This window comes from Aureimonas sp. Leaf427 (assembly GCF_001425485.1).
Classification (GTDB): Bacteria; Pseudomonadota; Alphaproteobacteria; order Rhizobiales; family Rhizobiaceae; genus Plantimonas.
Genome location: NZ_LMQW01000004.1, coordinates 25,551 through 52,121 on the forward strand (window position 1 = coordinate 25,551; position 26,571 = coordinate 52,121).

Genomic DNA, 26,571 nt, shown 5'->3' on the forward strand with positions numbered 1-26,571 from the left:
ATCCCTGTCGCGAAAGGAGGGAGGGGCCGCCGATGCGCGGGAGGGCGCACCGGCGGCCGCGCGGGGGCGGGTCGCGGGCGGCGAAGCGCCGCCCGCACAGGCTTCAGCCCCAGCAGGCCTTCGCGCCGAAGGCGGTGTCCTTGGAGGGAAGTTCGGCGAAGGGCTTGTCGGTGATGACCTCCGAGCCGGTGTCGATGAAGCCGGAGGGCTTCGCCCCGCCCTTCGCCGCATCGACGATCGCCTTCACGCCGAGGGCGGCCATCTTGCGGGGAAACTGCATGACGGTCGCCGCCGTCTTGCCGTCCGCGACGTTCTTGACGCCTGCGCAGCCGCCGTCGATGGCGGTGAGCACGATGTCGTTTTCCAGACCCGCCGCCTTGATCGCGGCATAGGCGCCGGCGGCCGCGGTCTCGTTGATCGAATAGACCGCGTTGATGTCGGGATGGGCGGCGAGGAGGTTCTCCATCGCGGCCTGCGCCTTGTCGGTGGCGCCGTTGGTGAACTGCGCGCCGACGATGGCGGGATCGCCTTCCGCGAGGCCCATGCCCTTCAGGTAGCCGTCGTGGCGCAGTTCGGAGACGCTGGAGCCCGACGTGCCGTCGAGCATGACGATCTTCGGCGCCTTTCCGCCGAGCGCGAGCCGGGCATAGGTGCCCTGGTACTCGCCGGCCTTGAAATTGTCCGTCGCCATCGTCGCGTCCACGGCCTCCGGCGGCTCGGTCGGCGTGTCCAGCGCGATGACGATGATGCCCTTGTCGCGGGCCTCCTTCACCGCCGAGAGAATCGCGGTCGAGTTCGAGGGCGTGATCATGATGCCCTTGGCGCCGAGGCTGATCAGGTTCTCGATCGCGGCGACCTGGCTTTCCGTGTCGCCGTCGAACTTGCCGGTCGAGGCGACGAGCTTCACGCCGAGCTTGCCCGCCTCCTCCGTCGCGGCCTCGCGCATCTTCACGAAGAACGGGATCGTGTCGGTCTTGGTGATGAGGCCGACGACCATCTCCTCGGCGCGTGCGGACGAGGCTGCGCCGGAGACGGCGGCACTGAGGATCAGAGCGCCTGCGACGCCCTGCGCCAGACGGGAAAACTCTCTGCAATTCATGGTTCACCTCCCAGTGGTTGACCGCTCCGCACGAGGCTCCCTCCCGAGGATTGCCATGGACCGGTGCCGAATTGATGGGCTGGAACGCGCCTTGCTGTCAACGACATTTGCGTTTACCGTTTGCCAAATGTTGCTGCGATGCGGAACTGATAAATCGACAGCCACAGCGTTGACATTTGCGTTTTACGAAAACCATATGTGAAAAAGAGCGGGCCGGTCAGGCCTGCCGCCCTCTGCCTGTCCTTGGGAGTGACGTCGTGCCGAAAGAAATCCTGGTCGATCCGAGCCTGTTCCGGAAAGCCGGCTCCCTCGCCTTCCCCACGATCCCCGTCCATGCCTATGCCGGCGACATCGCGTCCGAACGGGCGGTGCGGGGCGATGCCCGGCTGAAGGACGTGCTGCGGCACATGATGATCGTGCGCGAGTTCGAGACGATGCTCGGCACGTTCAAGGCGACCGGCGCCTATTCCGGCATCGAATACGCCTACAAGGGGCCTGCCCACCTTTCGATCGGCCATGAGGGCGCGGCGGTCGGCGCGGCGCTGGCGCTGACGCCGGACGACCACATCTTCGGAAGCCACCGTAGCCACGGCGAGTTCATCGCCAAGGGCCTCGCCGCCATCGCCGACCTCGATCCGGCGGCGCTTCGGGCCATCATGGAGCATCATGCCGGCGGCTCGCTCCTGGCGACGGTCGAGACCCATCTGGGCGGCGCCGACGCGAAGGCGGTGGCGGAAAACTTCCTGCTCTTCGGCCTGCTCGCCGAGATCTTCATGCGCGGCAACGGCTTCAACGGCGGCATGGGCGGCTCGATGCACGCCTTCTTCCTGCCCTTCGGCGCCTATCCGAACAACGCCATCGTCGGCGCCTCCTCCGGCATCGCGACGGGTGCGGCGCTCCGGCGCAAGCTCTCGGGCTCCAAGGGCATCACCGTCGCCAATTCCGGCGACGGCTCGACGGGCTGCGGCCTCGTCTGGGAAAGCATGAACTTCGCCGCCATGGCCCAGTTCGAGACGCTCTGGACCGACGCGCAGAAGGGCGGCCTGCCCGTCCTCTTCTTCTTCAACAACAACTTCTACGCCATGGGCGGCCAGACGATCGGCGAGACCATGGGCTGGGACCGCCTGTCGCGCATCGGCGCATCGGTCAATCCCGCGGCGCTCCATGCCGAGACCGTGGACGGCACGAACCCGCTCGCCGTCGCCGATGCCGTCGCCCGCAAGCGAGCCTTGCTGCTCGAAGGCCGTGGCCCCGCGCTTCTCGACGTCGAGTGCTACCGCATCAGCGGCCATTCCACGACGGACGCCAACGTCTACCGCTCGCGCGAGGAAATGGCCGCCTGGGAGGCGCACGACCCGATCACCTCCTTCTCGACCACGCTGGTCGAAGCCGGCGTGATGAGTCTGGAAGACGTCCAGGCGATGAAGGAGACGGTGGCCGGGACCATCCGCGCGGTGACGGCCGCCGCCGTCGATCCGAAGGCCGGGACGATCATCGACATCCACTCCAACCCGACGCTCATCGGGCGGCTGATGTTCTCCAACGAGGAGATCGAGCTGCCCGCCGAGCCCGCGCCGGACGTGAAGGCGCCGGACACGACCGCGCGCGTGCGCCAGAACGCCAAGAAGAGCCGCTTCGGCCTCTCGCCGGAGGGTGACAAGCTCTCGCCCATGCGCGCGATCACCCTGCGCGACGGACTGTTCGAGGCGATCCTCCATCACATGGTTCATGACGAGCGGCTGATCGCCTATGGCGAGGAGTGCCGCGAATGGGGCGGCGCCTTCGGCGTCTATCGCGGCCTGTCCGACCTCCTGCCGCACCAGCGCCTGTTCAACTCGCCGATCTCGGAAGCCGCCATCGTCTCGACCGCCGTCGGCTACGCGATGGAGGGCGGCCGGGCGCTGATCGAGCTGATGTATGGCGACTTCATCGGCCGGGCCGGCGACGAGATCTTCAACCAGATGGCCAAGTGGCAGTCCATGTCGGCCGGCCATCTGAAGCTGCCGGTCGTCCTGCGCTGCTCCATCGGCTCCAAATATGGCGCCCAGCACAGCCAGGACTGGACCGCCCTCGTCGCCCATATTCCGGGCCTGAAAGTGATCTATCCCGCCACGCCCTACGACGCGAAGGGCCTCATGGCCTCCGCCCTCGCCAGCCAGGATCCCGTCGTCGTCTTCGAGAGCCAGCGCCTCTACGATATCGGCGAGCAGTTCCACGAGGGCGGCGTGCCGGAAGACTACTACCGCATCCCCTTCGGCCAGCCCGACGTGAAGCGCGAGGGAGAGGACGTCACGATCCTCACCATCGGCCCCTCGCTCTACGCCGCGCTCGCCGCCGCCGACCAGCTGCAGGAGACGCACGGGCTCTCCGCCGAGGTGATCGACGCCCGCACGCTCGTGCCCTTCGACTATGCGGCGGTTCTGGCCTCGGTGAAGAAGACCGGCCGCCTCCTCCTCGTCTCGGAGGCCAGCGAGCGCGGCTCCTTCCTGATGACGCTCTCCTCCAACATCACGCGCTTCGCCTTCGGGGACCTCAAGGCCCCGCCGCGCGTTCTCGGCTCGCCCAACTGGATCGTGCCGGGCGCGGAAATGGAATCGACCTACTTCCCGCAGGTCGGCGATATCATCGACATCGTCACCGGCGAGTTCTACCCGGAAAAGAAGAGCAACCGCCGGGGCGTGCGCACCTGGGACGATCTCGAACTCGCCCGCCACTCGCTCTGAAAACCATCCGAGAAAGCCAGACCATGGACCACAAAATCCTCATGCCGCAGCTCGGAAACGAGATCGAGGAAGCGCAGATCGACGGCTGGTTGAAGGCCGTCGGCGACTTCGTCGAGAAGGGCGAGCAGATCGTCACGGTGACGACGCCGAAGGTCACGATCGAGATCGAGGCGCCGGTCTCCGGCACGTTGACGGAGATCCTCGTCGAGGCCGACGACCTCGCCGCCGTCGGCGACACGCTGGGCGTCATCTCGGCATGAGCGAGGCCCCCTCTCGCCGGCTTCGCCTCGTCGATACCGGCGGAGAGGGTCCGCCGGTCGTCCTCGTCCACGGCTTCGGCTCCGACCGCTTTTCCTGGCTCGCCAATCAGGCAGCGCTCCAGGCGTCGCACCGCGTCTACGCGCTGGACCTGCCCGGCCACGGCGCGGAGGCGCTCGCCGAGACCACGATGGAGGAGATCGCCGATCTCGTCGCCCGCTCGATCGAGGCCGAAGACCTCGGCACCGTCGACCTCGTCGGCCATTCGCTGGGCGCGGCGATCTGCATTCTCGTCGCCGCCTCCAAGCCTGATCTGGTGCGCCGCCTCGTCCTCATCGCGCCCGCCGGTCTCGGCCAGGGCGTCGATGCCGAATTCCTCGACCTCTACCCCAAGCTGACCGAGGCCGCGGATGCCGAGGCGCTTCTGCATCGCCTCGTGTCGCGCCCGCGCCTCATCAACAAACAGATGATCGCGCATGTTCTTTCCCAGCTCGGCCAGCCCGGGCGCCGCGCGGCGCTGCAGACGGTCGCCGCCATGATCACGGCGGACGCCGCTTCCCTGGCTGCGGCGAGGGAGACGATCGCCGCCGGCCCGATGCCGCGCCTGACGATCTGGGGCTCCGCCGACCGCATCAACCCCGCCGACGAGACCGCGCTCGCCCGCTTCGGCGGCGAGACGCGCATCGTGGCCGGCGCGGGTCATCTGCCCCATGTGGAGAACGCGACCGAGGTGAATGGCTGGCTCGCGGCCTTCCTCGGCGATAGCGTCCTGCCGGCTTGACGGCTCCGGTGGCGAAGGAACGGCGATGACGAAGCTGCGACGCGCGCAAGGCGTGCTCTCCGACGATGGCTCGCTCCGCCTGCGCGCAGCCTGGCTCTATTACAACCACAACCTCACGCAGAAGGACATTGCCGACCAGCTCGGCCTGTCCCGCACGACCGTCATCAAGCTCCTCGACGAGGCGCTGAAGCGCGGCGAGGTGCAGATCTGGATCAACGAGGGCGACCGGAGCTGCATCGAGCTCGCGCTGAAGCTGGAAAAGGCGCTGGGGCTGGACGAGGTCGTCGTCGTGCCGGGTTCGCCGGACGTGGCAGGCTCGGCACGCTCGGTGGGCCTTGCGCTCGGCAAGTTCCTGTCCGAGGCGATCGGCGACGGGACGATGGTCGGCGTCGGCTGGGGCCGCACGCTCAGCGCCTCGCTCGCCAGCTTCCGCTCGCCCCGGCGCGAGGGCGTCAAGGTCGTCTCGCTCCTCGGCGGGCTCATCGAGACGCGCAGCGAAAATCCGATCGACTATTCCTGGCGGCTCGCGAGCCAGCTCGGCGCCGACTGCTACCTCTTTCCCGCCCCGCTTCTCGTGGATTCGCCGGAAACCAAGGAGATTCTTCGCACGCGCTGCGGCCTCGACAAGATCGAGGTTCTGTCGCAATCGCTGGACATCGCGGTCTTCAGCGTCGGCGACGTCGGCCCGGACGCCAGCTCTCTGTCGCGCGCCTTCGTCACGGAAGCGGAGTATCGCGAGATCGTCGCCAGCGGCGCGATCTGCGACCTCATGTGCAACTACCTCGACCGCGACGGACGCAGCGTCGATCATCCGATCAACGGGCGCGTCATGTCGGTGGACCTCGAACACCTCGCGACCGCCCAGCATATCGTCATCGCCTGCGGCGGCGCTGAACGGGCGGATGCGATCCTCGCCGCGATCCGCCGCGTCGGCTGCCACACGCTCTTCACCGACGAGGGCGCGGCGACCGCGCTCCTCCAGCGCATCTAACGGTCCGTCCCATGTATCTCGGCATCGATGTCGGCACGACGGCCACCAAGGCGGTGCTTCTCGGCGGAGACCTCCGGCGCATCGCCACGGCCAGCGCGGTCTACGCGGCCGGCGAAAGCCGGCCCGGCATCAGCGAGATCGATCCAGACCTCTGGCTCGCCGCCGTCCGCGACGTGCTCGGCTGCCTCCGGGCCGAGGCCCCCGCCGCCTTCGCCGCGACGCGCGCCATCGGCCTGTCCGGCCAGATGCACTCGATCGTCGTCCTGGACGAGAACGAGCGCCCCTTGCGCCCCGCCATTCTCTGGAACGACGGGCGCGGCGCGGGCCAGGCCCAGCGTCTCGCCGCCGATCTGCCGGGTCTTGCAGAGGCGACCGGCGTCCGTCCCATGGCGAGCTTCTCCGCGGCCAAGCTCCTCTGGCTCGCCGAAGAGGCGCCGGCCGATGTCGCGGCCCTTCGCCACATCCTTTGGGCGAAGGACTATGTTCGCCTCTGGCTGACCGGCGAGCACGCGACCGACGTCTCGGATGCCGCCGGCGCTCAGCTTCTCGACGGCGCATCCCGAACCTGGTTCGAGCCCGTGCTGGACCGGCTCGCGCTCCCGTCCTCCGTCCTGCCGCGCCTTCTCGAAGGCTCCGACGTTTCCGGCCGCCTGAAGCGCGGGATCGCCGCCGAACTCGGCCTTTCCGCGGGCATTCCGGTCGCGGCGGGCGGCGGGGATGCCGCGACGGGCGCGCTCGGGCTCGGCTGCGTAAGGGAAGGCCAGTCCTTCATCTCGCTCGGCACGGGCGCCGTGCTCGTCACCGCCGAGACCACCTTCCGGCCCGCGCCGGCCTCGCTGCTCCACGCCTTCGCCCATTGCCTGCCCGGCCGCTGGTATCAGATGGCCGCCATGCTGAACGGCGCGAGCTGCCTCGCTTTCGCCGCCGCGCTCTGCAACGAGCCGGATATCGAGGCGCTTCTGGCCCGCGCCGAAGCGCTCGGCCCCCTCCCCGGCCGCGTCCTCTTCCAGCCGTATCTGCGCGGCGAGCGCACGCCCCACAACGACATGGCCGCGCGGGGCGCCTTCGTCGGGCTCGATGCGGACTGCCGGTCCCCGGACCTCGCCAAGGCGGTGCTGGAGGGCGTCGCCTTCTCGCTGCGCCAGGGCCTCGATCTCATGCGCGCGGCCGGCTCGGAGCCCGAAGGCGCGATCGGCCTCGTCGGCGGCGGCGCGCGGAGCCCCCTCTGGTGCCGCATCATCGCGACCGTGCTCGAACGCCCGCTGCATCTCGTCGGCGACGCCGATTTCGCGTCCGCCATCGGCGCTGCCCGGCTCGGCGCCCTCGCCGATGGTCAGCCGCACGATCTCTGCACGGCGCCGGCTCCCGTCGACCGCATCGTCGAGCCCGATCCGAAAGGTGTCGCCGCCTATCGCTCGCGCTTTGCCGATTATCTCGAACTCTACCCCGCCCTGTCCGGCCTGCCCGCCGCTATCAGTTAGGTCTTCGCCTATTACTGGGCGAGGCGAACCTGGTTGATGGACCGAGCGATGCCGGAGAAGGCCGCCGTCAGCTTTGCCGCATCGTTTGCGTCGTAATAATGGGCCGTGTCGCTGGCGCAGCCCTTCAGGAGATCCTTTGCCTCCTGCTTCGTGACGGCGAAGGCGATCGAGTAGATTTCGATCCCGTTCTTCTTGGCATTCGTGCAGATATCGAGCGTGTCCTTGTTCACACTCTTGAACTGAGCGTCGGCCGTTTTCGAATCGAATTTGACATGCTTGCCCCGGCTGTCGTGAATCAGCGTGTTGTCGCCGTCGGTCATCAGGATCATGACCTTGCGCGGCATGAGGTTCTCCTCGTCGTACGGCTCGGCCTCTTCGAAAGGAGGCAGCGGCGAGAGCACGTTCAGTCCCCAGACAACTCCCGAGGGGATATGCGTGTACGCCGCATAATCCTTCGACGTTTCATGCGTCATCGCGGCGACGCCCGCGAGAAGGGCGGGTCGGTCCTTCGTCAGCGAAATGATCGGACGGGCGCAGGTCTGCGATCGTTCGACGTAACCTGGATACTTGGACGCCGGCGATGCATCGCTCAACCGGAGCGACATCGACGTCCGCGTTCCGACGCAGCCCCAGAACTTGTAGGTCTTCGTCCAGGCGGACGTGCCCGTGCATTTCTGATCGTATTCATCTTCCTCGACCTCGAGAAGGCATTGATCGTCACAACTATAGGTTTCCGGGATGCCGTCTTTCACTGTGGTGCAAGTCTTCTGTGAGTACTTTTTGCAAACTTTTTTGGTCTTGCCTGTCTTGTAGCGAGGCTCGCAGACGCGGTCGCCCCCGCCGGTCTCCGTTCGCTCGGCAGCGTCGAGCGCCAGCCAGGAGGCCGACTTGTTGCCGACGCCGACATTGACGTGATCCGCATAGGGAACCAGTGCGATCGAAACGGTGCCCTCGTTGGACACAGGCACCAACGCCTCGACCAGGCTCTTGCCGGCCTTGCGCAAGGTCGCGATGCGCGTTTCGCCGGTGGACGGGTCGGGCACACCCATCGAGTAGGTGTTGTCCAGAACGAGCGCGACCTCAATCATCCGCTCCGGGGAGCGTTTGGCGACCGTCATCGTCTCGAAGTCCATCTGCTCGAATTTCGCGAGCTTCATGAAGGTCGTCGGAAGGGAACCGGCGACACGGATGCTAACCTCATCGGACGTCGCGTCGAAACTCGCGAGGGCGACGGATTCGATCGTGCGCATGTCGAGATTGTCGCGGATGAAGATCTCGGCCTGCTCGCGGAGCTTGCCCGTATCCTGCTCGATCGAGGCGGCGACGGCGAGCGCGGCCATATCGACGGCCTGCTGGAGGTGCGAGCGGGCCTTGTAGTAGCGCGCGCCGTCGATGCCCACTCCGACCGACAGAATGAGGGGAAGCGTCGCGATCGCGGCGACGAGAGCGAAGTTACCGCGCCGATCGTTCAAAAACGTTCGCAGCACTGGGATGCTCCTGAGAAGGGGCTGGCGAGCAGGATGAGAGTGTGGGGGCGTCGCTACTTCGTGCAGTCCGCGCAGGCGACGGCCTTGCGCCCCCGAAATCGGCCTTGGGACTGCGCCGACAGGGGTATCTTCGAACGGATGACCATTTCCGAGAGCGGGCTGAAGTCGAGCAGGGAGTCGGTGACGACGAGCGTGTAGTCGCGAAGGTTTCGAAGGTTGGCGGGCAGCGTATAGGGCTTGCCGGACGTGTAGCGCTCCAATCCGCGCGACACCGACCACGCGACCTTGGCGCTACCTGCCGCGTTGATCTCGACCGCGGTCACCCGAAGCTGAAGGGCGCTGCCATTGGGTGTCGCAAGGATCGCATCGGCGGCCTTGAACGTCTTGAGCACATTGTCCTTCGTCAGTTCCGATGCTTGCGTCACGAGATCGTTGACGGACACGGTGGCGTTCTGGACCTTCTGGCTGACGACGATCGCCCGCGTCGTGTCCACCGCGCCGATGTAGAGGAACAGAAGAAAGGGTGCGACGAGCGCGAATTCGACGGCGCCGGCTCCCGACCGGTCCCCAGCCCATCGCCTCGAACGGCGGAAGACGGGGGCCATTCAAAAAGGCTCCGCCTGGAAGACGGCGCTGGCGGACAAAAGATACTTGCCACCCGAGAGGTTCGACATGGACCCTTGGATCACGTTCGTGATCAGGGGCCATTCGTAGAAGGCCCGGAGAGCCATGATCTGGCCCGCATTGCCGGGCTCGAACCGGAAACCCGTGACGTCGAGGGCGCCTTCCTTGATCGGGGCGGCTCGGGGGATCGAGTCGAAGTCCGAATAGGAGCGAAGATCGAACACGACCTTGTCGCAACTGAGAAGAACCCGAATTTCCCTGCACAAAGACTTCTTGAAGTCTCCGCTGCCGATATTGGTCTTCGTCACCGTTCCGACCCGGACCGATCGTCCCGCGCGTTCGACCGCCTGTTCGAGCGTCATGTCTCCTACGAAGATCAGCGCCGTTTCCAAGATGGCGAACAGGATCATGAAGAAAGGAACACCCAGCAAAGCGAACTCGATCGCCGCAACGCCCTTCCTGTTGCGCAAAAATGCTATTTTAGGACGCAGCTTCACCTTTGCCGCCATCATAGATGCGACATTCCAGCCAGTTCTCACGACGGAACTCTTCTAACGATATTTAGATGGGGAGATAGATTATCTGGTATAGAAAGTAGGGGGCAGAGCTTAAGCCCGCCTTAAAGAAGCTGCCGTTGCGCAATAATTTTAGTAGCCGTCTCGTGTGATCACAACCTGACGGCGCGAGCTCGACCTCGGCAGGCGGCCACCGACCGGCTTCACGGCCGCGCCTTACGACGGATCTCAAGCAGTTTCGGCTCGATCGACGTCATCGCCGGCAGCGATCAGGCCGCGGGCGCAACAACGGAACGGTCTTCCTCTACGGCAATCTCGCAAGCGCCGCGGGCTGGTTTCGCCGCCAGACGAAGTGCGATTCACTGCCGCTGTCGGGATGCAGCTCTCTTGCGAACGAATCTGGATCGAGCGACGCGCGTTCGCCACGATGAATTCCATCCATCGCACGCCCTCCCCGACGTCCGCGACCGGCCTGCCGAAACGCCAAGTCCAGACGCGTCGCTCGGCCTCCTCCCGAGACAATCGCGTGGCGATCGGGAGGCGATCAACGTCGGATCACGCGCCTTCTCGATCGACTGCGTTCCTCGCCCATGACGAATTCAGAGTTTCGCCGAGCCAGCCGTTGAGGTTCGCGGCCTAGAATTCGGCAGCCGCGCGTTTCCAATGCCAACGCCGATCGCCCCGAAGGCCCTCGCAAGCCGCGTGAAACCCGCCTTCAGGCGCCCATCGTGGCGAAATGCGCCAGCATGCGCGAGGGGTCGGGTTCGAGGCCGGTGAAGTGCCGGAAGGCGCCGGCCGCCTGGAAGACGGCCATGCCGCCGCCGTCCACGGTCCGGCAGCCCTTGGCGCGGGCGACCTTGAGGAGTTCGGTCTCGAGGGGGAAGTAGACGATCTCGGCCACGAAATGGCGGGCTTCGATGAGGGCCGGATCGAGCGGCAGGCCGGGATGGGCGGCCATGCCGGTCGGCGTGGCGTGGACGAGGCCGGTCGCCTCGCGCATCGAGCCCGGAAGGTCGCGGCCGGGCTCGACCAGCGCCCGGGGAAACTGGCGCGCCAGCTTCTCCGCCATCTGCTCGGCCCGCTCCTCGTCCCGGTCGAAGAGCGTGAGCCGCCGCGTTCCGAGCTGCAGCATGGCGCGCGCGACGGCGGCACCCGCGCCGCCCGCGCCGAGCTGCACGGCATGGGCGAGGTCGGCCCCCGGCAGGTTTCGGCGAAACCCTTCCGCAAAGCCCGAGCAGTCGGTGTTGTGGCCGGTGCGGCGCCCCTCCTCGAGGACGACCGTGTTCACCGCGCCGAGCGCCTCGGCCTCCGGCGACAGCGCGTCGAGCTCCTGAATCACGGCCTGCTTGGCGGGATGGGTGATGTTGACGCCGGCAAAGCCGCGCGCCTCGACCTCCCGGAGGAGCGAGGGCAATGCGGAGAGCCCGACGCCCCGCCGATCGAGATCGATCAGCTCGTAGGACAAGGCAAGGCCGTTCGCGCTCGCCTCCGCCTCGTGGAGCGCCGGCGAGCGGGACAGCTGAATCCCGCTGCCGATCAGGCCGACCTGGATCGTGGTCTTGGAACTATCGAGCATGGCGCATGCCTTCGATGACAGGAAAAGCGTCTCGGCGGCCGGTCGCGGCCGGCCGCCGTCGCGGATGGTTTACTGGGCCCCGCGCAGGGTCTTCAGCTGGGCGTTCAGAGCATCCACGGTCTCGGCGCCGATCGTGTCGCGGAACTCGGCGACGACGGGCTCGACCGCCTTGCGGAAGGCGTCCAGCTTTTCAGGGCTGAGTTCCACGACCTCCATGCCGCTCGCCGTGATCTCCGTGAGGAACCCGGCATTGGCCTCGCGCGAGACCTTGCGCTGGTAGTCCCGCGCCTCCGTCGCCGCGGCCTGGAGAAGCGCCTGCTCCTCGGGGTCGAGCTTGTCCCAGAAGACCTTCGAGACGAGGACGATCTGCGGATTGTACTGGTGGCCGGTGAGGGTCAGGTACTTCTGGACCTCGGTGAACTTGGCGTTGACGATGTTGGAGAGCGGGTTCTCCTGGCCGTCCACCGTGCCGGTCTCCAGCGCGCTGTAGAGTTCGGGATAGGGCAGCGGCACCGCATTGGCGCCGAGCGCGTTGAAGGTGGCGATCGGAACGGCCGACTGGACCGTGCGGATCTTGAGGCCGTTCACGTCCTCGACGCCGTTCACGGCATGGCGGTCGTTGGTGAGATGGCGGAAGCCGAGCTCCCAGAAGCCGAGGCCGACGAGGCGCTGCTCGGGCAGGCGGTTCATGAGGCCGGTGCCGACCTCGCCGTCCATGACGGCATCGGCCTCTTCGGGGGTGCCGAACAGGAAGGGTAGATCGACGACGCCGAACTCCTTCACGGTGCCCGACAGGATGCCGGCGTTCATCACGCTCATCTCGACCGTGCCGCCCTGGATCGAGGCGAGCGTCTGCACGTCGCCGCCGAGCACGCCGCCGGGAAAGAGCTTCACGGTGATCTTGCCGCCGCTCTTCTCCTTCACGATCTCGGCGAAGCGCTCCATGCCGGTCACCTGCGGATGGCCCTTGGAGTTCTGGGCGGCGAACTTGATGGTACGCTCGCTGATCTCGGCATGGCTCATGCCGGCCGAGGCGAGGATGGTGGCGAGGCCGAGTGCGGCCGCGAAGCCCTTGATCATGCGCATGATGGTTCCTCCCGAAGGGGACGGTCCTGCCGTCCTGGTGTGTGGCCCGAAGGCCTTGACGTCGCCCGCGCCTCCCGAGCGCGGACGGTGACGATGGAGATGTCCGGGCGCGGTCAGCGTCCGGAGAAGAAGGCGGCCGGCACGGTGACGAGCGCCGGGAAGAGGACGAGCAGCATGAGGACGACGAGCTGGGCCAGCATGAAGGGCCAGACGCCGCGGATCAGCTTCTCCATCGAGATGCCGCCGACGCCGCAGACGACGTTCAGCACCGTGCCGACCGGCGGGGTGATGAGGCCGATCGAGTTGTTGATGATGAAGAGGACGCCGAAATAGACCGGATCGATGCCGGCCTGCTTGATCACCGGGATCAGCACCGGCGTCAGGATCAGGATGGTCGGCGTCATGTCCATCGCGGTGCCGACGGCGACGATGAGGACCATGATCGCGACGAGAAGCAGCGTCTGGTTGTCCATGACGGGTTCGAGGAGGGCGACCATGGCCCCCGGCAGATCCGCGATGGTGATCAGCCAGGCCGAGACCGAGGCCGCGGCCACCAGGAACATCACGATCGCCGTCGTCTTGGCCGCCGCGGCGAAGACGCCGAAGAGCATGGCGGGCGTCAGCTCCCGGTAGACGACCATCGCGACGAAGAGCGAGTAGACGGCGGCCACGACGCCGGCCTCCGTCGGCGTGAACACGCCGAACTTCAGGCCGAAGATGATGATGACCGGCAGCATCAGCGCCCAGAGGCTGGAGACGAAGGCGTGCCGCCGCTCCGCGCCGCTCGCCCGCATCGGCAGGGCGAACTTTTCCTTCCGGTTGACGATGACCCAGGCGACGCAGAGCGCAGCGCCGATCATGAGGCCCGGCGCGATGCCGGCGAGGAAGAGCTTGGTGATCGAGACGCCGCCGACGACGCCGTAGAGGATGAAGCCGATCGAGGGCGGGATGATCGGCCCGATGACCGCCGAGGAGGCGATGAGACCGCCCGACAGAGCCGGGTCGTGCCCGGACTTCACCATCATCGGCATGAGAAGGGCCGCCAGCGCCGCCGCATCCGCCACCGCCGAGCCGGAGAGGCTGGACAGGACGCAGGCCGCCAGGATGCAGACGAAGCCGAGCCCGCCCCGGCGATGGCCGACCAGCGAGACCGCGAGATCGACGATCCGCTTGGACAGGCCACCCTGGTTCATGATCTCGCCCGCGAGCATGAAGAAGGGGACCGCGATCAGCGTGAAGCTGTCGGCGCCCTGCAGGATCGTCTGCGCGACGATCTGCCCGTCGAAGAGATCCATGTGGATCATCAGCGCGACGCCGGAGAGGATGAGCGCGAAGGCGATCGGCATGCCGAGGGCCATCGTGCCGAGAAGCGAGCCGAGAAAGACGCCGACGACCATGGATCGGGCTCCCTTCAGCGGCCGAGGCCGGCGGCGACCGGCGGCAGGGCCGGCCGGGTCGCGTCGGGTGGCAGAAGGTCTTCCGATTCCTGGACGAGCGTCGCCTCGGCGATGTCGATCCGGCCGGTGAGGATGGCAAAGGCCTCGACGCCGAGAAGGAGAAGCGCGGTGACGGAGAAGACGACGACCGGAATCATGAACCAGCTCATCGAGATGCCGGCCGCAGGCGTCACGGCGCTCCAGGTGAGCATCGACTGTTCCAGGCTGCCCTGGATCAGGAGGGCGCAGGCGACGAGCATCAGGAGGTAGCCGGCGAGAACGCAGGCCTTCGCCGCCTTCGGCGGAAGCGCGCGGATCAGCGTGTCGATGCCGATATGGGCGTGGTCGCGAAGCGCGAGCGCGGCGCCGAGGAAGATCAGCCAGACGAAAGCAAGGCGCGACAGCTCCTCGGACATGGTGATGCCGCTGTTCAGTGCGTAGCGCATCACGACATTGCCGAAAATGAGGATGACCATCGCCGCCAGAAGGAGCGCGATGGCAGCCTTCAGCATCCAGAAATAGAAGTCGACAATTCGCTGCATGATGAACATCCTCCCGATGTCGATCGGCGCGTTCGCGCTCGCATAGTGCCGTGCCCGGTCCTCTCTGCCCGGCGCGTTCCCGATCGGAAAGGCGGAGGGCGAATTCGTGGGTCGGTCCGGCATCTGAGTCGTCCAGCCGCTCCATCCCAGCTGCCGGCCTTGAGTAAAAGATGTACTAACTGGTTCGTTCAGTCAATATTAGCATGATGCGGTTCGATGACGTATCGTCGGGAATGGTGCGGGATCATGCTCTCGGCAATACTCGCGCGCGACCGGAGCCAGCAAGAACGTCAGGGTGGAAATGAACACGAGCATATCCGAGGCGATGCAGAAGGAGGTAGCTGCACCGAACGGACGGGAGGGCTTGTCGTCGGCTGGCCAACGCCGAATCGCGCAGCGCGACCGCACGCAGAAGACGCGCGACGACATCCTCCTCGTCGCCCGCGACGAGTTTGCCGCGAACGGCCTGTCCGGCGCGCGGGTCGATGCCATCGCCGAGCGGACCGCCACGTCCAAGCGGATGATCTACTATCATTTCGGGTCGAAGGAAGGGCTCTATCTCGCCGTTCTCGAAGACGCCTATGCCGCGATCCGCAAGGTGGAGAACGAGTTGAAGCTCGGCGAGCTCGAGCCCATGGAGGCCATGCGGCGCCTCATCGACTTCACCTTCGACTATGACGAGGCCCATCCCGACTTCATCCGGCTGGTGACGATCGAGAACATCCACCGGGCCGAGCACATGCGCCAGTCGACCGTGCTCAGCCAGCTGAACGTCTCGGTCGTCTCGACCATCGAATCGATCCTCAGGCGCGGGCAGGAGAGCGGCGTCTTCCGGCGCGAGGTCGATCCGACGGACCTCCACATGCTGATCTCTTCCTTCTGCTTCTTCCGCGTCTCCAACCGGCACACGTTCGGCACGATCTTCGGCCGCGATCTGGCCGAGCCGAAGACGCGCGTCCGGCACAAGGCGCTCCTGCAGGACTCGGTCCTGGCGCTCCTCGGAACGGCCTGACCGGACGACGCCGTCGGCGCCGCTCGGGCTCGAACCCGTCCGATGCTCTAGCGGGCAGGCAGTCCCTCCGGCGCGAATCGCGACTGGGTGGCGAGGCGGATCGAGGCATTGGCGGCGCCAAGGCCCGCATAGCCGCGCCGCTCCACGATCTCGATGAAGAAACCGCCCTCCAGCGCCTGGAGATAGATCTGGAAATACTCGCCGGCCTCGTCGCGGTCGTAGAGGATGCCGAGACGGCGCATGGCCGCGAGCGTGTCGGCATCGACGTCGAACTTGGCTTCGACGTCGTCGTAATAGTTCTGCGGAATCGGCAGGACGCGCACGCCGTTCGCCGCGAGGATCTCGGCCGTTCTCAGAATGTCGGCGGTGCGAAAGGCGACGTGCTGCACGCCGGGGCCGACGAACTGCGAGACGAAGCGCGCCGAGAGCGTGCGCGACGACTGCGAGCCGTTGAGAACGATGCGCAGGCTGCCGTCGTCGTTTTCCAGCACCTGGCTGCGCACGAGGCCGCCGGGATCGGGCACCTCGACGGCCGGCAGCATCGTCAGATCGAAGATCGAGCGGTAGAACAGCGTCCAGGACAGCATGTCCTCGAAGCGCACGGTCTGCGCAATGTGATCGACCGCCAGAAGGCCGGCGCCCGCATGCGCGTCCCAGCCGGGCTCCAGGGAAAAATCGGTCTCCCATTGCCGGCCGAGCGCATCGTCCTCGGGAACGAGATGGAGAAGGCTGCCGCCGACGCCGCGGATCGCGGGCAGTTCCAGCTCGCCCGATCCGACGCTCTGCCGGAAGGGATGGGCGAGGAGGCCCTCCGCCCGGGCGAGCGCGGCCAGGGCATCGGCCATGCGCAGGCCGAGCGCGCAGACATTGGTGCCGTGCACGACGTAGGAGGAATGGGCGAAGCCCTCCGTCTCCGTGTTCACGACGACGCGGAGGTCCCCTTGCGTGAACAGGTCCACGTCCTTGGAGCGGTGGCGCCCGGCTGGCCGGAAGCCGATCGCGACGAGCATGGCCGAAAGCGCGGTGGCCGAGGCGCCGTCGGTGGCAAATTCGATGAAGGACACGCCGGAGGTCCGAGCCCTGGGCGGCAGCGGCTCGGGCTCCGAAAAGCCGTTCACCGCCCGTCCCTCCGCCTTCAGCCGGTCCATCAGGAAGAAGAGCGAGCGCCGCCCGTCCACGGCCGTCTGGCGCGCCGAGCCCGCGCGAAACTGGTCGTTGAAGATTTCCAGCGAATAGTAGCCGTCATAGCCCGTCGCCTCGACGGCGGCCATGAACTCGGCGACCGGCAGGTCGCCCTGGCCCGGCATGTTGCGATAGTGCCGGCTCCAGGAGAGGAGGTCGAGGTCGAGCTTCGGGGCGTCCGCCATCTGGACGATGAAGATCTTGTCCTTCGGAATGGAGCGGATCGAGCCGGGATCGATGCCGCGCGAGAGCGTGTGGAAACTGTCGAGGATGAGCCCGACATGGGGGTGGTCCGCCCGGCGCACGATCTCCCAGGCGTCGCGATGGTCGTTGACGTATCGCCCCCAGGCGAGCGCCTCGTAGCCGACGCGAACGCGGGCCTCCTTCGCGATCTCGCCGAGCTCGCGCAGATCGTCGGCGGCGCGGTCGATCCCGCCCTGCGCCAGGGGAGAGACGCTGGAGCAGATGAGGATGAGGTCGGTCCCCAGCTCGTTCATCGTCTCGAACTTGCGCCGCGCGCGGTCGAAAGCCTTGGCGCGCTGGGGCTCGGGCAGACCCTCGAAATCGCGGAAGGGCTGGAAGAGCGAGATTTCGAGCCCGGCGTCGCGCACCATCTGCCCGACCTCGCGGGCGCCGAGATCGAAGGCGAGAAAATCGTTCTCGAAGATCTCCACCGCGTTGAAGCCGGCCGCCGCCGTGGCGCTCAGCTTGTCGGCGAGATCGCCGGACAGGGAAACGGTCGCGATCGAGGTCTTCATGGCGTGGCTCCGCGCTGGCTTTCGCTCCGACCAGGCCGTCCCGATGCTGCGGAAACGGCGGGTCGGTGGTGCTGTTTCGCTTGGCCCCGGCCGCGATGCCGCGACATCCGGCCGAGACGTCGGTGTCTCAGACCAGGGCCAGGATACGGCTCGGGCCGCCGGTCGCGCCCTTCACCTTCGGCCCGGCGACGACCAGCATGGCGCCCTTGGCGGGAAGGTCGTCGAGCCCGGCGATGGCCTCCACGCCCCATCGTCCGCTGCCAAGCCAGGCATAGTGAACCGGAAATTCGCCGGATGCGATGCCGCGATCGAGCGACAGCGTGTCCACCGCGATTCCCTTCACGCTGCGCTCTTCGATCAGGAATTGCGCGGCCTCGGCATGGAAGCCCGGCGTGTGGTTCCGGCCTTCGGCATCCCGGCCCGTGAACTTCGGTTGGTCGAGAAGCCTGTGCCAGCCGGAGTTCATCGCGACGCAGCAGCCTTCCGGCAGCGGGCCGTTCTTGGCCTCCCAAGCCTTGATGTCGTCGAGCGTCAGGCCCGCGTCGGGATCGGCCGCGGCGCGTTCGCGGATGTCGATCACCGCGAGGGGGACGACGAGATCGGCGATGTCGATCATGTCGACGCTCTTGCCATCCTTCGAGAAATGCAGCGGCGCATCCATATGGGTGCCGGTGTGCTCCATCAGCGTCCAGCGATGGAGGTTCACCTTGTCCTTCTCCCAGGTCACGGGCTTCTCGACGGTGAACCACTTTTCGCCGCTGAAGGTCGGGAACCCTTCGAAGAGCGTGTGCGTGAGGTCATGGACCTTGGAGAAACGAAGCTCGGGAGCCGGCGGGGCAGCCGCGTCCGCCGCCGCGGCCGGCGGGACCAAGCCAAGGCCGCCGACGGCAGCAAGGCCGAAGCCGAAGCCGGCCTTCAACAGGCCTCGGCGCGTGGCGTGGTCGCAGATCGATTGAAGACAACCTCTCGGGCACATGGCTCTTCCTCCCCTTGATAACGATCCCGCCTCCTCAAGCAGGACGTTAAAAGTGTACGAACTGGTTCGTGAATGCAAGGAGGCCGGCACTCGCCTATTCCGCCCGGATTTCCGCCGCCACCGATCTCAACTCGCCGAGAAGAACTTCGGCCGACAGGGACGGCGCGATGCCGGCGCGCGTGGAGACGCCGACCGGGCCTTGCGTGTCCTCGGTCGGAATGGCGATGCGGGTGAGGAGCCCGGCGCGCAGGTCTTCGAGCACCACGCCCTCGGAAATGATCCAGATCGCATCGGTCTCGCGGACATAGGCCCGCCCGAAGGCAAGCGAGACCGTTTCCACGATCGAGGCGGGACGCGGCAGGTTGGCGGCGAGGAAGAGGCGGTCGACGGTCGGGCGGATGACCGAGCCCGGCGGCGGCATCAGGCACTCGAAGCGGCCGATCTCGGGGCCCGGCGCGGGGGAGCCGGCCAGCGGATGGCCGCTTCTGGCGGCGAAGACGATCGGCTCGGAATAGAGATGCTCGAAGAGAAGGCCCGTCATCTCCTCCGCCTCGCCCATGCGGCCGATGACGATGTCGAGGTCGCCTTGCCGCAGCTGCGTCATGAGATAGCCGGTCGGGCCCGTCACGATGCGAGGCGTCGCGCCCAGCGCATGGGCGCGGTAGCGCTGGATCGCGAGCGGCAGGAGGCGCGCGGAGACGGTCGGCAAGGCTCCGACGCGCACGGGGCTGGCGCTGGCGGAGCCTGCATCCTCCACCTCCTCCAGACCCCGGCGCAGCGCGGCCAGGCTCGCCTCGGCATGGCGCAGGAACATCGCGCCCGCCGGCGTCAGGCCGCCGCCGCGGCGCGAGCGGTCGAGAAGCTCGGTGCCGACGATCAGCTCCAGTTCCTTGATGGATTTCGAGACCGCCGGCTGCGTGACCGAAAGCGCGTCGGCCGCGCGTACGACGCTGCCCTCCCGCGCGACCGCAACGAAGGTGCGCAGGTGCCGGAGGCGGAGGGCGGCTTGGAGCATGGTGATAACCTACCGGTTATGCGCCGCGCATCAATCCTCATTTTACATCACCACGATCGAGGATTACCTCACATTCCAACGGACGAACGTCGGGAGAGAACGGGCATGGCCTTCGCTGAGATCGACGGCATCGCGACCCACTACCGTCTCGGTGGCATGGCCGGCGGGCGGCGCGTGATGTTCCTGAACTCGCTGGGTTCGGACCTGCGCATCTGGGGCGAGGTCGAGACCCTGCTCGCGCCGACCTGCGAGATTCTCACCTACGACATGCGCGGCCATGGGCTGACCGAGGCGGCGCCCGCTCCCTACACGCTGGACCGGCTCGTGGCCGACGCGGCCGGCCTCCTCGACGCGGTCGGCTGGGAGACGGCGAGCCTCGTCGGCCTTTCCGTCGGCGGCCTCGTCGCGCAAGGTTTCGCGCTCCATCATCCCGAGCGTCTGGCTTCGCTCGTTCTCATGGACACGGCGGCGAAGATCGGCACGGCGGACGGCTGGAACGAGCGCATCGCGGCGGTGGAAGCCGGGGGCACCGCCTCGATCGCGGACGCCGTCGTCGCGCGATGGGTCTCCCCGGCCTTCGCCACGGAAAAACGCGCGGTCCTCGCCGGTTGGCGGTCCATGCTCGCGCAGACGAGCGCGGCGGGATATGCCGGCATCTGCGCCGCCCTGCGCGATGCCGATCTGACCGGCGACGTTCCCGCTATTGTCGCCCCGACCCTCGTCCTCGTCGGCGACGGCGATCTGGCGACGCCGCCCGATCTCGTGGAGGCGACGGCGCGGCTCATTCCGGGCGCCGAATTCCGGACGATCCCGGGCGCCGGCCACCTCCCCTGCCTGGAGCGGCCCGCCGAGGTCGCCGGCGCGATCGCGAACCATCTGCAGGCCCCCGCACGGGCCAGCGCCGAGAGGGGCTCGGCTTTCGACGCCGGAATGGCCGTACGCCGCGCGGTTCTCGGCGACGCCCATGTCGACCGCGCCACCGCCGCCGTGACCGCGTTCGACGCGCCCTTCCAGCGCTTCATCACGGAGGGCGCCTGGGGCACGGTCTGGTCGCGGCCGCACTTCACGCGGCGCGAGCGCTCGATCGTGACCATCGCGCTTCTGGCCGCGCTCGGCCACGACGAGGAGGTCGCCATGCATGTGCGCGCCACCCGCAACACGGGCGCTGCGCCCGAGGACATCGCGGAAGCGCTGATGCATGTCGCGGTCTATGCGGGCGTGCCGGCGGCCAACCATGCGATCAAGATCGCCAAGGCGACTCTTGCCGGGATGGGCAAGGCCGAGACGGACCGGACGGAGGCTGCACGATGAGCGGGTCCTACTTCCAACGCGACCGGGCCCAGCATCCGCCGGCCCTGACGCCCTCCTACAAGACCTCGATCCTGCGCTCGCCGCGTCACGCGCTGCTCTCCATGCCGACGACGCCTTCAGAGGAGACCGGCCCCGTCTTCGGACACGACATCCTCGGGCCCCTCGACAACGACCTCATCCGCAATTTCGGCAAGGACGGCGCGGAGGCGATCGGCCAGCGCATCGTGGTCTATGGCCGGGTCCTCGACGAGACCGGCCGTCCGGTCCCCGGCGCGCTTCTGGAGTTCTGGCAGGCCAATGCCGGCGGCCGCTACCGCCACAAGAAGGAGGGCTACCGCGCCGCGCTCGATCCGAACTTCGGCGGCTGCGGGCGCGCCGTCACCGACGATCTCGGCCGCTACGAGTTCCAGACGGTGAAGCCCGGCGCCTATCCCTGGCCGAACGGCGTCAACGACTGGCGCCCGGCGCATATCCACTTCTCGGTCTTCGGCCACGCCTTCGCGCAGCGCCTCGTCACGCAGATGTACTTCGAGGGCGATCCGATGATCTGGCAGTGTCCGATCGTGAAGACGATCCCCGATCGACAGGCCATCGAGAGCCTCGTCGCCGCGCTCGACCGAAACGCGACCATCCCGATGGACAGCCTCGCCTACAAGTTCGACATCGTCCTGCGCGGACGCCGCTCCACGATGTTCGAGAACCGGCTGGAGGGCAATTGATGGTCCAGTCCCTCGACTACCTGAAGGAATCGCCCTCGCAGACCGCGGGCCCCTACGTCCATATCGGCACCAATCCGAACTGGGTCGAGATCACGGGCGTCTGGAGCGCCGATCTCGGCCTCGTCCTCGTCGGCCCCGAGACGAAGGGCGAGCGCATCATCGTCGAGGGCCGCCTGACCGACGGCGCCGGCGCACCGGTGCGCGACGCGCTGATCGAGATCTGGCAGGCGGATGCGGCAGGTCTCCACAACTCGCCCGCCGAGACGCGCGGCGCCGCCGATCCCGCCTTCGCCGGCTGGGGACGCCAGCCGGTGTCGGATATCGACGGCACCTACCGCTTCGAGACGATCCGTCCGGGCGCCGTGCCGATGGGCGACGGCCGCCTCCAGGCGCCGCACATCACGGTCTGGATCGTCGCGCGCGGCATCAATCTCGGCCTGCACACGCGGCTCTACTTCGCCGACGAGGCGAAGGCCAATGCGCGCGATCCGCTGCTCCAGCGCATTCCCGAGCCGGATCGGCGCGAGACGCTGATCGCGGCCCGGACGGAGCGGGACGGGCTCCCCGTCTTCACCTTCGACATCCGCCTCCAGGGCGACCGCGAGACCGTCTTCCTCGACATCTAACCCTCATGCGGCGCAGCCTCGCGCGCACCATGCGGCGGGCCGGGCGCCCGCGAAGGAGCACCATGGACAAGACGCTTGCCAGCCTGTCCGACGCCGTCGCCGGCATCGGGGACGGCGCGACCGTAATGATCGGCGGCTTCGGCGGCTCCGGCGCGCCGATCGAGTTGATCCACGCGCTGATCGACCGGTTTCTCGCCACGGGTCATCCGACCGGCCTCACCGTCGTCAACAACAATGCCGGCAACGGCCATGTCGGCCTCGCCGCCCTCATCGAGCAGGGCATGGTGAGGAAGCTCATCTGCTCCTTCCCCCGCTCGGCCGATCCCCGCGTCTTCACCGAGCGGTATCTGGCCGGCGAGATCGAACTGGAGCTGGTGCCGCAGGGGACGCTCGCCGAGCGCATCCGGGCCGGGGGGGCGGGCATCCCCGCCTTCTACACGCCGACCGGCTACGGCACGGATCTCGCCGAGGGCAAGCCGGTCGAGGTCTTCGACGGGCGCCCCTACATCCGCGAGCTCTGGCTGAAGGCCGATGTCGCGCTGGTGAAGGCTCATCTCGGCGACAGGCTCGGCAACCTCACCTTCAACAAGGCGGCTCGCAACTTCAATCCGCTGATGTGCACGGCGGCTGCGGTCACCATCGCGCAGGTCTCCCGGATCGTCGAGCCCGGCGGGATCGATCCCGAAGCGGTCGTCACGCCCGGCATCTTCGTGCAAGGCTTGGTCGAAGTCGCCGAGCCCGCGCAGGAGGAAGTCCTGAACCGCGCCGATGCCGTCTATCCGGAGCCCGCCCGATGAGCGCCCGCCTCACCTCCACGCAGATCGCCTGGCGCGCCGCGCAGGACATTGCCGACGGCGCCTACGTCAATCTCGGCATCGGCTTTCCCGAAATGGTCGCGCGCTTTCAGCCGCCGGGCCGGCAGGCGATCTTCCACACGGAAAACGGCATTCTCGGCTTCGGCGAGGCGCCGGCGGCCGGCGAGGAGGACTGGGACCTCATCAATGCCGGCAAGAAGGCGGTGACGCTGAAGCCCGGCACGGCCTTCTTCCACCATGCCGACTCGTTCGCCATGGTGCGGGGCGGGCATCTCGACGTGGCGATTCTGGGCGCCTACGAAGTGGCCGAGACCGGCGATCTCGCCAACTGGTCGACCGGGCCGAAGGGCGTGCCGGCGGTCGGCGGGGCGATGGATCTCGTCCACGGTGCCAAGCGCGTCGCCGTCATCACCGACCATGTGACGAAGGACGGCCGCCCCAAGCTCGTGAAGAACTGCTCCCTGCCGCTGACCGGCGTCGCCTGCGTGACGCGGGTCTATACGAGCCTTGCGGTCATCGACATCGAGGGCGGGCACTTCGTCCTTCGCGAGAAGCTGCCGTCCCTGTCGATCGAAGACCTCCAGGCCGTGACGGGCGCCGACCTCCTCGTGCCCGGCCCCGTCGCCGACCTCGTCGTTCCGGAGCTTTGAAATGAGCGAAGTCTTCATCTGCGCCTATCTGCGCACGCCCATTGGCCGCTTCGGCGGCGCCTTGTCCTCCGTCCGGGCCGACGACCTCGGCGCCGTGCCCCTCAAGGCGCTGATGGAGCGCCATGCGTCCGTGGACTTCGGCGCCGTCGATGAAGTGATCTTCGGCTGCGCCAACCAGGCGGGCGAGGACAACCGCAACGTCGCGCGCATGTCGCTCCTGCTGGCAGGCCTGCCCGAGACCGTGCCGGGCACGACGATGAACCGCCTCTGCGGCTCCGGCATGGACGCCGTCATCACCGCGGCGCGCGCCATCAAGGCGGGCGAGGCGGAACTCGTCATCGCGGGCGGCGTCGAGTCCATGTCCCGCGCCCCCTTCGTTATGCCGAAGGCGGAAACGGCCTTCTCGCGTCATGCCGAGATCCACGACACGACCATCGGCTGGCGCTTCGTGAACCCTTTGATGAAGGCGCAATACGGCGTCGATTCCATGCCGGAGACCGGCGAGAACGTTGCGGAGGATTTTCACGTCTCTCGCGCGGACCAGGACGCCTTCGCCCTTCGCTCGCAGGCGAAGGCCGCAGCAGCCCAAGCCAACGGGCGGCTGGCCAAGGAGATCGTTCCGGTGACGATCCCGCAGCGCAAGGGCGATCCGGTCGTCGTTACCCAAGACGAGCACCCGCGCGCGACGACGATCGAGGCGCTCGCCAAGCTCGGCACGCCCTTTCGCAAGGGCGGCTCGGTGACGGCGGGCAACGCGTCAGGTGTCAACGACGGCGCGGCCGCGCTGATCGTGGCAAGCGAGGCGGCGGCGAGGCGCCACGGCCTGACGCCAATCGCTCGCATTCTCGGCGGCGCCACGGCGGGCGTCGCGCCGCGCATCATGGGCTTCGGGCCCGCGCCGGCATCGAGGAAGCTTCTGGCCCGCCTCGGCCTGTCGCCGGCCGATTTCGACGTGATCGAGCTGAACGAGGCCTTCGCCAGCCAGGGCCTCGCGACGCTGCGCGACCTCGGCATCGCGGACGACGACGCGCGCGTGAACCGCAATGGCGGCGCCATCGCGCTCGGCCACCCGCTCGGCATGTCGGGCGCGCGCATCAGCGGCACGGCGGCACTGGAACTCCCCGAGACCGGCGGGCGGCGGGCGCTCGCCACCATGTGCATCGGCGTCGGCCAGGGCATCGCCATCGCGCTGGAACGGGTCTGACCATGGCGGACGCCGGCCGGCCCCTCGTCGAGACTCTCACGAGCGATGCCGAGATCGCGTTGCACTTCTCGGCCGAGGCCGAGCTGTCCGCCATGCAGACCTTCGAGGTCGCCCTGGCGCAGTCCCAAGGCGCGCTCGGCACTCTTTCGTCGGCCGCCGTGCAGGCCGTCGACGACCGCGCCGGCCCGTCCTTTCGGCCGTCGTTGGACGAGATGGCGAGAGGCTTCGCGCGCGACGGCGTCGTCGTTCCCGCCCTCGTCGTCGCCCTTCGAAAAGCGGTCGGCGAGGAGCACGGCGCCAGCGTCCATCTCGGCGCGACCAGCCAGGACGCGATCGACACCGGCCTGATGCTGCGGCTGAAAGCCGTGTTCCAGATACTGGACCGCCGGCTGGGCACGCTGCTCGGCCAACTCGAGGCCCTAGCCGCGGAGCAAGGCGAGCTCTTCCTGATGGCGCAGACGCGCATGCAGGCGGCGCTGCCCTTCACCGTCGCCGACAAGATCGTGACCTGGACGCGGCCGCTACAGAGCCACCGCGCGCGCCTCGCCCGGCTTGCCGGCGACATGCCGCTGCAGCTCGGCGGACCCGTCGGCACCGGCGCGAGCTTCGGCCCCGCCTATGCCTCGCTGCGCGCCGATCTCGCGCAGCGCCTCGTTTTGCACGATGCGCCGCCCTGGCACTCCGATCGCACCGTCATCCTCGACATCGCGCAGGGACTGGCGCTCGTCGCCGGTACGCTCGGCAAGATCGGTCAGGACGTGGCGCTGATGGCCCAGACCGAGGTCGCGGCGATCCGGCTTTCGGGCGGCGGCGGCTCCTCGGCCATGGCGCACAAGCAGAACCCGGTCGGCGCGGAGGTCCTCGTCGCCCTCGGCCGCCTGTGCGCCGGTCTATCCGGCACGCTCGCCCAATCGATGATCCACGAGAACGAGCGCTCCGGGGCGGCCTGGACCCTCGAATGGGTCCTCCTCCCGCAGATCGCCGAAGCCGCCGGCGCCGGCCTCGCCATTGCCGACCGCCTCGTCTCGGGCGCCCGCTTCGCGGATGTCTCGAAAGCCTGAGGCTCTCTCCGTATCTTTCGCCGTCAGGCCCTGTCGCCCGGCCGGCCCTCGGCAAGGGCCGCGCCGGTCCGGAAGTGCTCGAGCGCCAGGATGCCGGTGTGCTCCGCGAAGAGGCGGAAGGCTTCGCGCGCGCCGGCCACGCTGGCTTCGCCCCGCAGAGCGCTCCCGCAGGCGTCGAGGGCCGCGTAGTAATCGGCGACATGGCGTCGGCTCGGCCAGTTCAGAAGCACGTCGATCGCCTGCAACACGGTGCCGATCTCGCGCGTGAAGCCGAGGCTCGTGTAGATCACCAACGGCTCTTCGAATTGATGCAGCGGCATGGCGTCCCTGACTCTCCGGCAGGAGTGAGCGTTTTGCTGCCGGAAGTTAGAAACATTCTCGGACCGGTTTGAAGTTAACGGAGCCGTCTGCTGAAAATTTCATCTCCGTTCACCTTAACGCGCTAGAGCATCGGACGGTCAATAGGACCCAGTTCTGCTGGCCCCCTATCGGCCAAGGTCAAGGTGGGCGGCAAGGTCGTAGCGGGGCTACGGCCGCAGACGCACGCCGCTGGAATTGGCCGATAGGGGGGCAGCCCTTCGGGTTTGCCGTGGCCGTCCGCCCACTTTGTCGGCTCGCTAGGCCGTGGCCCCGCCACGGTCAG

At 67.7% G+C, this 26,571-nt stretch carries 25 protein-coding genes and 1 pseudogene; 13 read left to right on the forward strand and 13 right to left on the reverse strand.

Annotation, left to right across the window (positions count from 1 at the left end):
* Positions 1–103: 103 nt before the first annotated feature.
* Positions 104–1,099: a substrate-binding domain-containing protein gene (locus ASG62_RS04720; RefSeq protein ID WP_056699573.1), complete on the reverse strand. Its 996-nt coding sequence runs from the start codon at positions 1,097–1,099 to the stop codon at positions 104–106.
* A 257-nt stretch (positions 1,100–1,356) separates the two neighbouring features.
* Here ASG62_RS04720 and ASG62_RS04725 point away from each other — a divergent pair, with 257 nt between their 5' ends.
* The 5 genes from ASG62_RS04725 to xylB are packed head-to-tail and all read left to right on the forward strand — an operon-like array spanning position 1,357 to position 7,333.
* A complete protein-coding gene (locus ASG62_RS04725; protein WP_056699574.1) occupies positions 1,357–3,822 on the forward strand; it encodes a thiamine pyrophosphate-dependent enzyme in 2,466 nt (821 codons plus the stop codon).
* 23 nt (positions 3,823–3,845) lie between these two features.
* The gene (locus ASG62_RS04730) at positions 3,846–4,082 is read left to right on the forward strand and encodes a biotin/lipoyl-containing protein (RefSeq protein ID WP_056699575.1); all 237 of its coding nucleotides are present in this window, start codon (positions 3,846–3,848) and stop codon (positions 4,080–4,082) included.
* Positions 4,079–4,861, forward strand: coding sequence for an alpha/beta fold hydrolase (locus ASG62_RS04735; RefSeq protein WP_056699579.1), 783 nt, complete (start codon positions 4,079–4,081; stop codon positions 4,859–4,861). The genes ASG62_RS04730 and ASG62_RS04735 overlap by 4 nt, the downstream gene beginning before the upstream one ends.
* A gap of 25 nt (positions 4,862–4,886) precedes the next feature.
* A complete protein-coding gene (locus ASG62_RS04740; protein ID WP_056699581.1) occupies positions 4,887–5,852 on the forward strand; it encodes a sugar-binding transcriptional regulator in 966 nt (321 codons plus the stop codon).
* An 11-nt stretch (positions 5,853–5,863) separates the two neighbouring features.
* Positions 5,864–7,333, forward strand: coding sequence for a xylulokinase (gene xylB / locus ASG62_RS04745; RefSeq protein ID WP_056699583.1), 1,470 nt, complete (start codon positions 5,864–5,866; stop codon positions 7,331–7,333).
* Positions 7,334–7,344: 11 nt separating this feature from the next.
* Here xylB and ASG62_RS04750 read toward each other — a convergent pair whose 3' ends face one another.
* The 8 genes and pseudogenes from ASG62_RS04750 to ASG62_RS04780 form a co-directional block, all read right to left on the reverse strand.
* Positions 7,345–8,583 (reverse strand): hypothetical protein, encoded by a 1,239-nt coding sequence (locus tag ASG62_RS04750; RefSeq protein WP_200944783.1) that lies wholly within the window; start codon positions 8,581–8,583, stop codon positions 7,345–7,347.
* Positions 8,584–8,661: 78 nt separating this feature from the next.
* A pseudogene (locus ASG62_RS27980) lies at positions 8,662–8,820 on the reverse strand (TadE/TadG family type IV pilus assembly protein); the annotation flags it as partial.
* Positions 8,821–8,873: 53 nt separating this feature from the next.
* Entirely contained in the window at positions 8,874–9,425 is a 552-nt protein-coding gene (locus tag ASG62_RS04755; protein WP_056699588.1) for a TadE/TadG family type IV pilus assembly protein, read from the reverse strand.
* The gene (locus ASG62_RS04760; RefSeq protein ID WP_162247004.1) at positions 9,426–9,953 is read right to left on the reverse strand and encodes a TadE/TadG family type IV pilus assembly protein; all 528 of its coding nucleotides are present in this window, start codon (positions 9,951–9,953) and stop codon (positions 9,426–9,428) included.
* A gap of 721 nt (positions 9,954–10,674) precedes the next feature.
* The gene (locus ASG62_RS04765; protein WP_056699597.1) at positions 10,675–11,535 is read right to left on the reverse strand and encodes a shikimate dehydrogenase; all 861 of its coding nucleotides are present in this window, start codon (positions 11,533–11,535) and stop codon (positions 10,675–10,677) included.
* Positions 11,536–11,604: 69 nt separating this feature from the next.
* Complete coding sequence (locus tag ASG62_RS04770) at positions 11,605–12,615, reverse strand: TRAP transporter substrate-binding protein (RefSeq protein WP_056699791.1); 1,011 nt, start codon at positions 12,613–12,615, stop codon at positions 11,605–11,607.
* Positions 12,616–12,734: 119 nt separating this feature from the next.
* Positions 12,735–14,018: a TRAP transporter large permease gene (locus tag ASG62_RS04775; RefSeq protein WP_056699601.1), complete on the reverse strand. Its 1,284-nt coding sequence runs from the start codon at positions 14,016–14,018 to the stop codon at positions 12,735–12,737.
* 14 nt (positions 14,019–14,032) lie between these two features.
* Positions 14,033–14,599, reverse strand: a complete 567-nt coding sequence (locus tag ASG62_RS04780) for a TRAP transporter small permease (protein ID WP_056699794.1) — start codon at positions 14,597–14,599, stop codon at positions 14,033–14,035.
* 364 nt (positions 14,600–14,963) lie between these two features.
* Here ASG62_RS04780 and ASG62_RS04785 point away from each other — a divergent pair, with 364 nt between their 5' ends.
* Entirely contained in the window at positions 14,964–15,611 is a 648-nt protein-coding gene (locus tag ASG62_RS04785) for a TetR family transcriptional regulator (protein WP_056699604.1), read from the forward strand.
* A 47-nt stretch (positions 15,612–15,658) separates the two neighbouring features.
* Here the strand turns inward: ASG62_RS04785 and ASG62_RS04790 are convergent, their stop codons facing one another.
* The 3 genes from ASG62_RS04790 to pcaQ all read right to left on the reverse strand — a co-directional run bounded on the left by ASG62_RS04790 (position 15,659) and on the right by pcaQ (position 19,542).
* On the reverse strand, positions 15,659–17,551 hold the full coding sequence (locus ASG62_RS04790) for a bifunctional sugar phosphate isomerase/epimerase/4-hydroxyphenylpyruvate dioxygenase family protein (RefSeq protein ID WP_056699606.1): 1,893 nt from the start codon (positions 17,549–17,551) through the stop codon (positions 15,659–15,661).
* Between the two features lie 127 nt (positions 17,552–17,678).
* Positions 17,679–18,527, reverse strand: a complete 849-nt coding sequence (locus ASG62_RS04795) for a cyclase family protein (RefSeq protein WP_056699609.1) — start codon at positions 18,525–18,527, stop codon at positions 17,679–17,681.
* A 94-nt stretch (positions 18,528–18,621) separates the two neighbouring features.
* Positions 18,622–19,542, reverse strand: a complete 921-nt coding sequence (gene pcaQ, locus ASG62_RS04800) for a pca operon transcription factor PcaQ (protein WP_056699612.1) — start codon at positions 19,540–19,542, stop codon at positions 18,622–18,624.
* Between the two features lie 105 nt (positions 19,543–19,647).
* Between pcaQ and pcaD the strand changes: the two genes are divergently transcribed.
* The 7 genes from pcaD (at position 19,648) to ASG62_RS04835 (ending at position 25,928) form a co-directional block, all read left to right on the forward strand.
* Positions 19,648–20,853: a 3-oxoadipate enol-lactonase gene (pcaD, locus tag ASG62_RS04805; protein WP_056699613.1), complete on the forward strand. Its 1,206-nt coding sequence runs from the start codon at positions 19,648–19,650 to the stop codon at positions 20,851–20,853.
* Positions 20,850–21,572, forward strand: a complete 723-nt coding sequence (gene pcaH, locus ASG62_RS04810; protein WP_056699617.1) for a protocatechuate 3,4-dioxygenase subunit beta — start codon at positions 20,850–20,852, stop codon at positions 21,570–21,572. Before pcaD ends, pcaH begins: the two co-directional genes overlap by 4 nt.
* Positions 21,572–22,198 (forward strand): protocatechuate 3,4-dioxygenase subunit alpha, encoded by a 627-nt coding sequence (gene pcaG / locus ASG62_RS04815; protein WP_056699620.1) that lies wholly within the window; start codon positions 21,572–21,574, stop codon positions 22,196–22,198. Before pcaH ends, pcaG begins: the two co-directional genes overlap by 1 nt.
* Positions 22,199–22,260: 62 nt before the next feature.
* Positions 22,261–22,995 carry a 3-oxoacid CoA-transferase subunit A gene (locus ASG62_RS04820; protein WP_056699623.1) on the forward strand — a complete coding sequence of 245 codons (735 nt, stop codon included), beginning with the start codon at positions 22,261–22,263 and terminating at the stop codon, positions 22,993–22,995.
* Positions 22,992–23,663: a 3-oxoacid CoA-transferase subunit B gene (locus tag ASG62_RS04825; RefSeq protein WP_056699626.1), complete on the forward strand. Its 672-nt coding sequence runs from the start codon at positions 22,992–22,994 to the stop codon at positions 23,661–23,663. The genes ASG62_RS04820 and ASG62_RS04825 overlap by 4 nt, the downstream gene beginning before the upstream one ends.
* A 1-nt stretch (position 23,664) precedes the next feature.
* A complete protein-coding gene (pcaF, locus tag ASG62_RS04830; protein ID WP_056699629.1) occupies positions 23,665–24,867 on the forward strand; it encodes a 3-oxoadipyl-CoA thiolase in 1,203 nt (400 codons plus the stop codon).
* Between the two features lie 2 nt (positions 24,868–24,869).
* Positions 24,870–25,928: a 3-carboxy-cis,cis-muconate cycloisomerase gene (locus tag ASG62_RS04835; protein ID WP_056699633.1), complete on the forward strand. Its 1,059-nt coding sequence runs from the start codon at positions 24,870–24,872 to the stop codon at positions 25,926–25,928.
* A 23-nt stretch (positions 25,929–25,951) separates the two neighbouring features.
* Here ASG62_RS04835 and ASG62_RS04840 read toward each other — a convergent pair whose 3' ends face one another.
* Positions 25,952–26,248: a DUF982 domain-containing protein gene (locus ASG62_RS04840; protein WP_056699636.1), complete on the reverse strand. Its 297-nt coding sequence runs from the start codon at positions 26,246–26,248 to the stop codon at positions 25,952–25,954.
* Between the last annotated feature and the right edge of the window lie 323 nt (positions 26,249–26,571).

Excerpts from the sequence above, each read along its gene's own strand:
- ASG62_RS04720 (WP_056699573.1), bottom strand. The coding sequence starts at position 1,099 with ATGAATTGCAGAGAGTTTTCCCGTCTGGCGCAGGGCGTCGCAGGCGCT.
- ASG62_RS04730 (WP_056699575.1), top strand. The coding sequence starts at position 3,846 with ATGGACCACAAAATCCTCATGCCGCAGCTCGGAAACGAGATCGAGGAA.
- ASG62_RS04735 (WP_056699579.1), top strand. The coding sequence starts at position 4,079 with ATGAGCGAGGCCCCCTCTCGCCGGCTTCGCCTCGTCGATACCGGCGGA.
- ASG62_RS04740 (WP_056699581.1), top strand. The coding sequence starts at position 4,887 with ATGACGAAGCTGCGACGCGCGCAAGGCGTGCTCTCCGACGATGGCTCG.
- xylB (WP_056699583.1), top strand. The coding sequence starts at position 5,864 with ATGTATCTCGGCATCGATGTCGGCACGACGGCCACCAAGGCGGTGCTT.
- ASG62_RS04750 (WP_200944783.1), bottom strand. The coding sequence starts at position 8,583 with ATGCGCACGATCGAATCCGTCGCCCTCGCGAGTTTCGACGCGACGTCC.
- ASG62_RS04755 (WP_056699588.1), bottom strand. The coding sequence starts at position 9,425 with ATGGCCCCCGTCTTCCGCCGTTCGAGGCGATGGGCTGGGGACCGGTCG.
- ASG62_RS04760 (WP_162247004.1), bottom strand. The coding sequence starts at position 9,953 with ATGGCGGCAAAGGTGAAGCTGCGTCCTAAAATAGCATTTTTGCGCAAC.
- ASG62_RS04765 (WP_056699597.1), bottom strand. The coding sequence starts at position 11,535 with ATGCTCGATAGTTCCAAGACCACGATCCAGGTCGGCCTGATCGGCAGC.
- ASG62_RS04770 (WP_056699791.1), bottom strand. The coding sequence starts at position 12,615 with ATGATCAAGGGCTTCGCGGCCGCACTCGGCCTCGCCACCATCCTCGCC.
- ASG62_RS04775 (WP_056699601.1), bottom strand. The coding sequence starts at position 14,018 with ATGGTCGTCGGCGTCTTTCTCGGCTCGCTTCTCGGCACGATGGCCCTC.
- ASG62_RS04780 (WP_056699794.1), bottom strand. The coding sequence starts at position 14,599 with ATGCAGCGAATTGTCGACTTCTATTTCTGGATGCTGAAGGCTGCCATC.
- ASG62_RS04790 (WP_056699606.1), bottom strand. The coding sequence starts at position 17,551 with ATGAAGACCTCGATCGCGACCGTTTCCCTGTCCGGCGATCTCGCCGAC.
- ASG62_RS04795 (WP_056699609.1), bottom strand. The coding sequence starts at position 18,527 with ATGTGCCCGAGAGGTTGTCTTCAATCGATCTGCGACCACGCCACGCGC.
- pcaQ (WP_056699612.1), bottom strand. The coding sequence starts at position 19,542 with ATGCTCCAAGCCGCCCTCCGCCTCCGGCACCTGCGCACCTTCGTTGCG.
- pcaD (WP_056699613.1), top strand. The coding sequence starts at position 19,648 with ATGGCCTTCGCTGAGATCGACGGCATCGCGACCCACTACCGTCTCGGT.
- pcaH (WP_056699617.1), top strand. The coding sequence starts at position 20,850 with ATGAGCGGGTCCTACTTCCAACGCGACCGGGCCCAGCATCCGCCGGCC.
- pcaG (WP_056699620.1), top strand. The coding sequence starts at position 21,572 with ATGGTCCAGTCCCTCGACTACCTGAAGGAATCGCCCTCGCAGACCGCG.
- ASG62_RS04820 (WP_056699623.1), top strand. The coding sequence starts at position 22,261 with ATGGACAAGACGCTTGCCAGCCTGTCCGACGCCGTCGCCGGCATCGGG.
- ASG62_RS04825 (WP_056699626.1), top strand. The coding sequence starts at position 22,992 with ATGAGCGCCCGCCTCACCTCCACGCAGATCGCCTGGCGCGCCGCGCAG.
- pcaF (WP_056699629.1), top strand. The coding sequence starts at position 23,665 with ATGAGCGAAGTCTTCATCTGCGCCTATCTGCGCACGCCCATTGGCCGC.
- ASG62_RS04835 (WP_056699633.1), top strand. The coding sequence starts at position 24,870 with ATGGCGGACGCCGGCCGGCCCCTCGTCGAGACTCTCACGAGCGATGCC.
- ASG62_RS04840 (WP_056699636.1), bottom strand. The coding sequence starts at position 26,248 with ATGCCGCTGCATCAATTCGAAGAGCCGTTGGTGATCTACACGAGCCTC.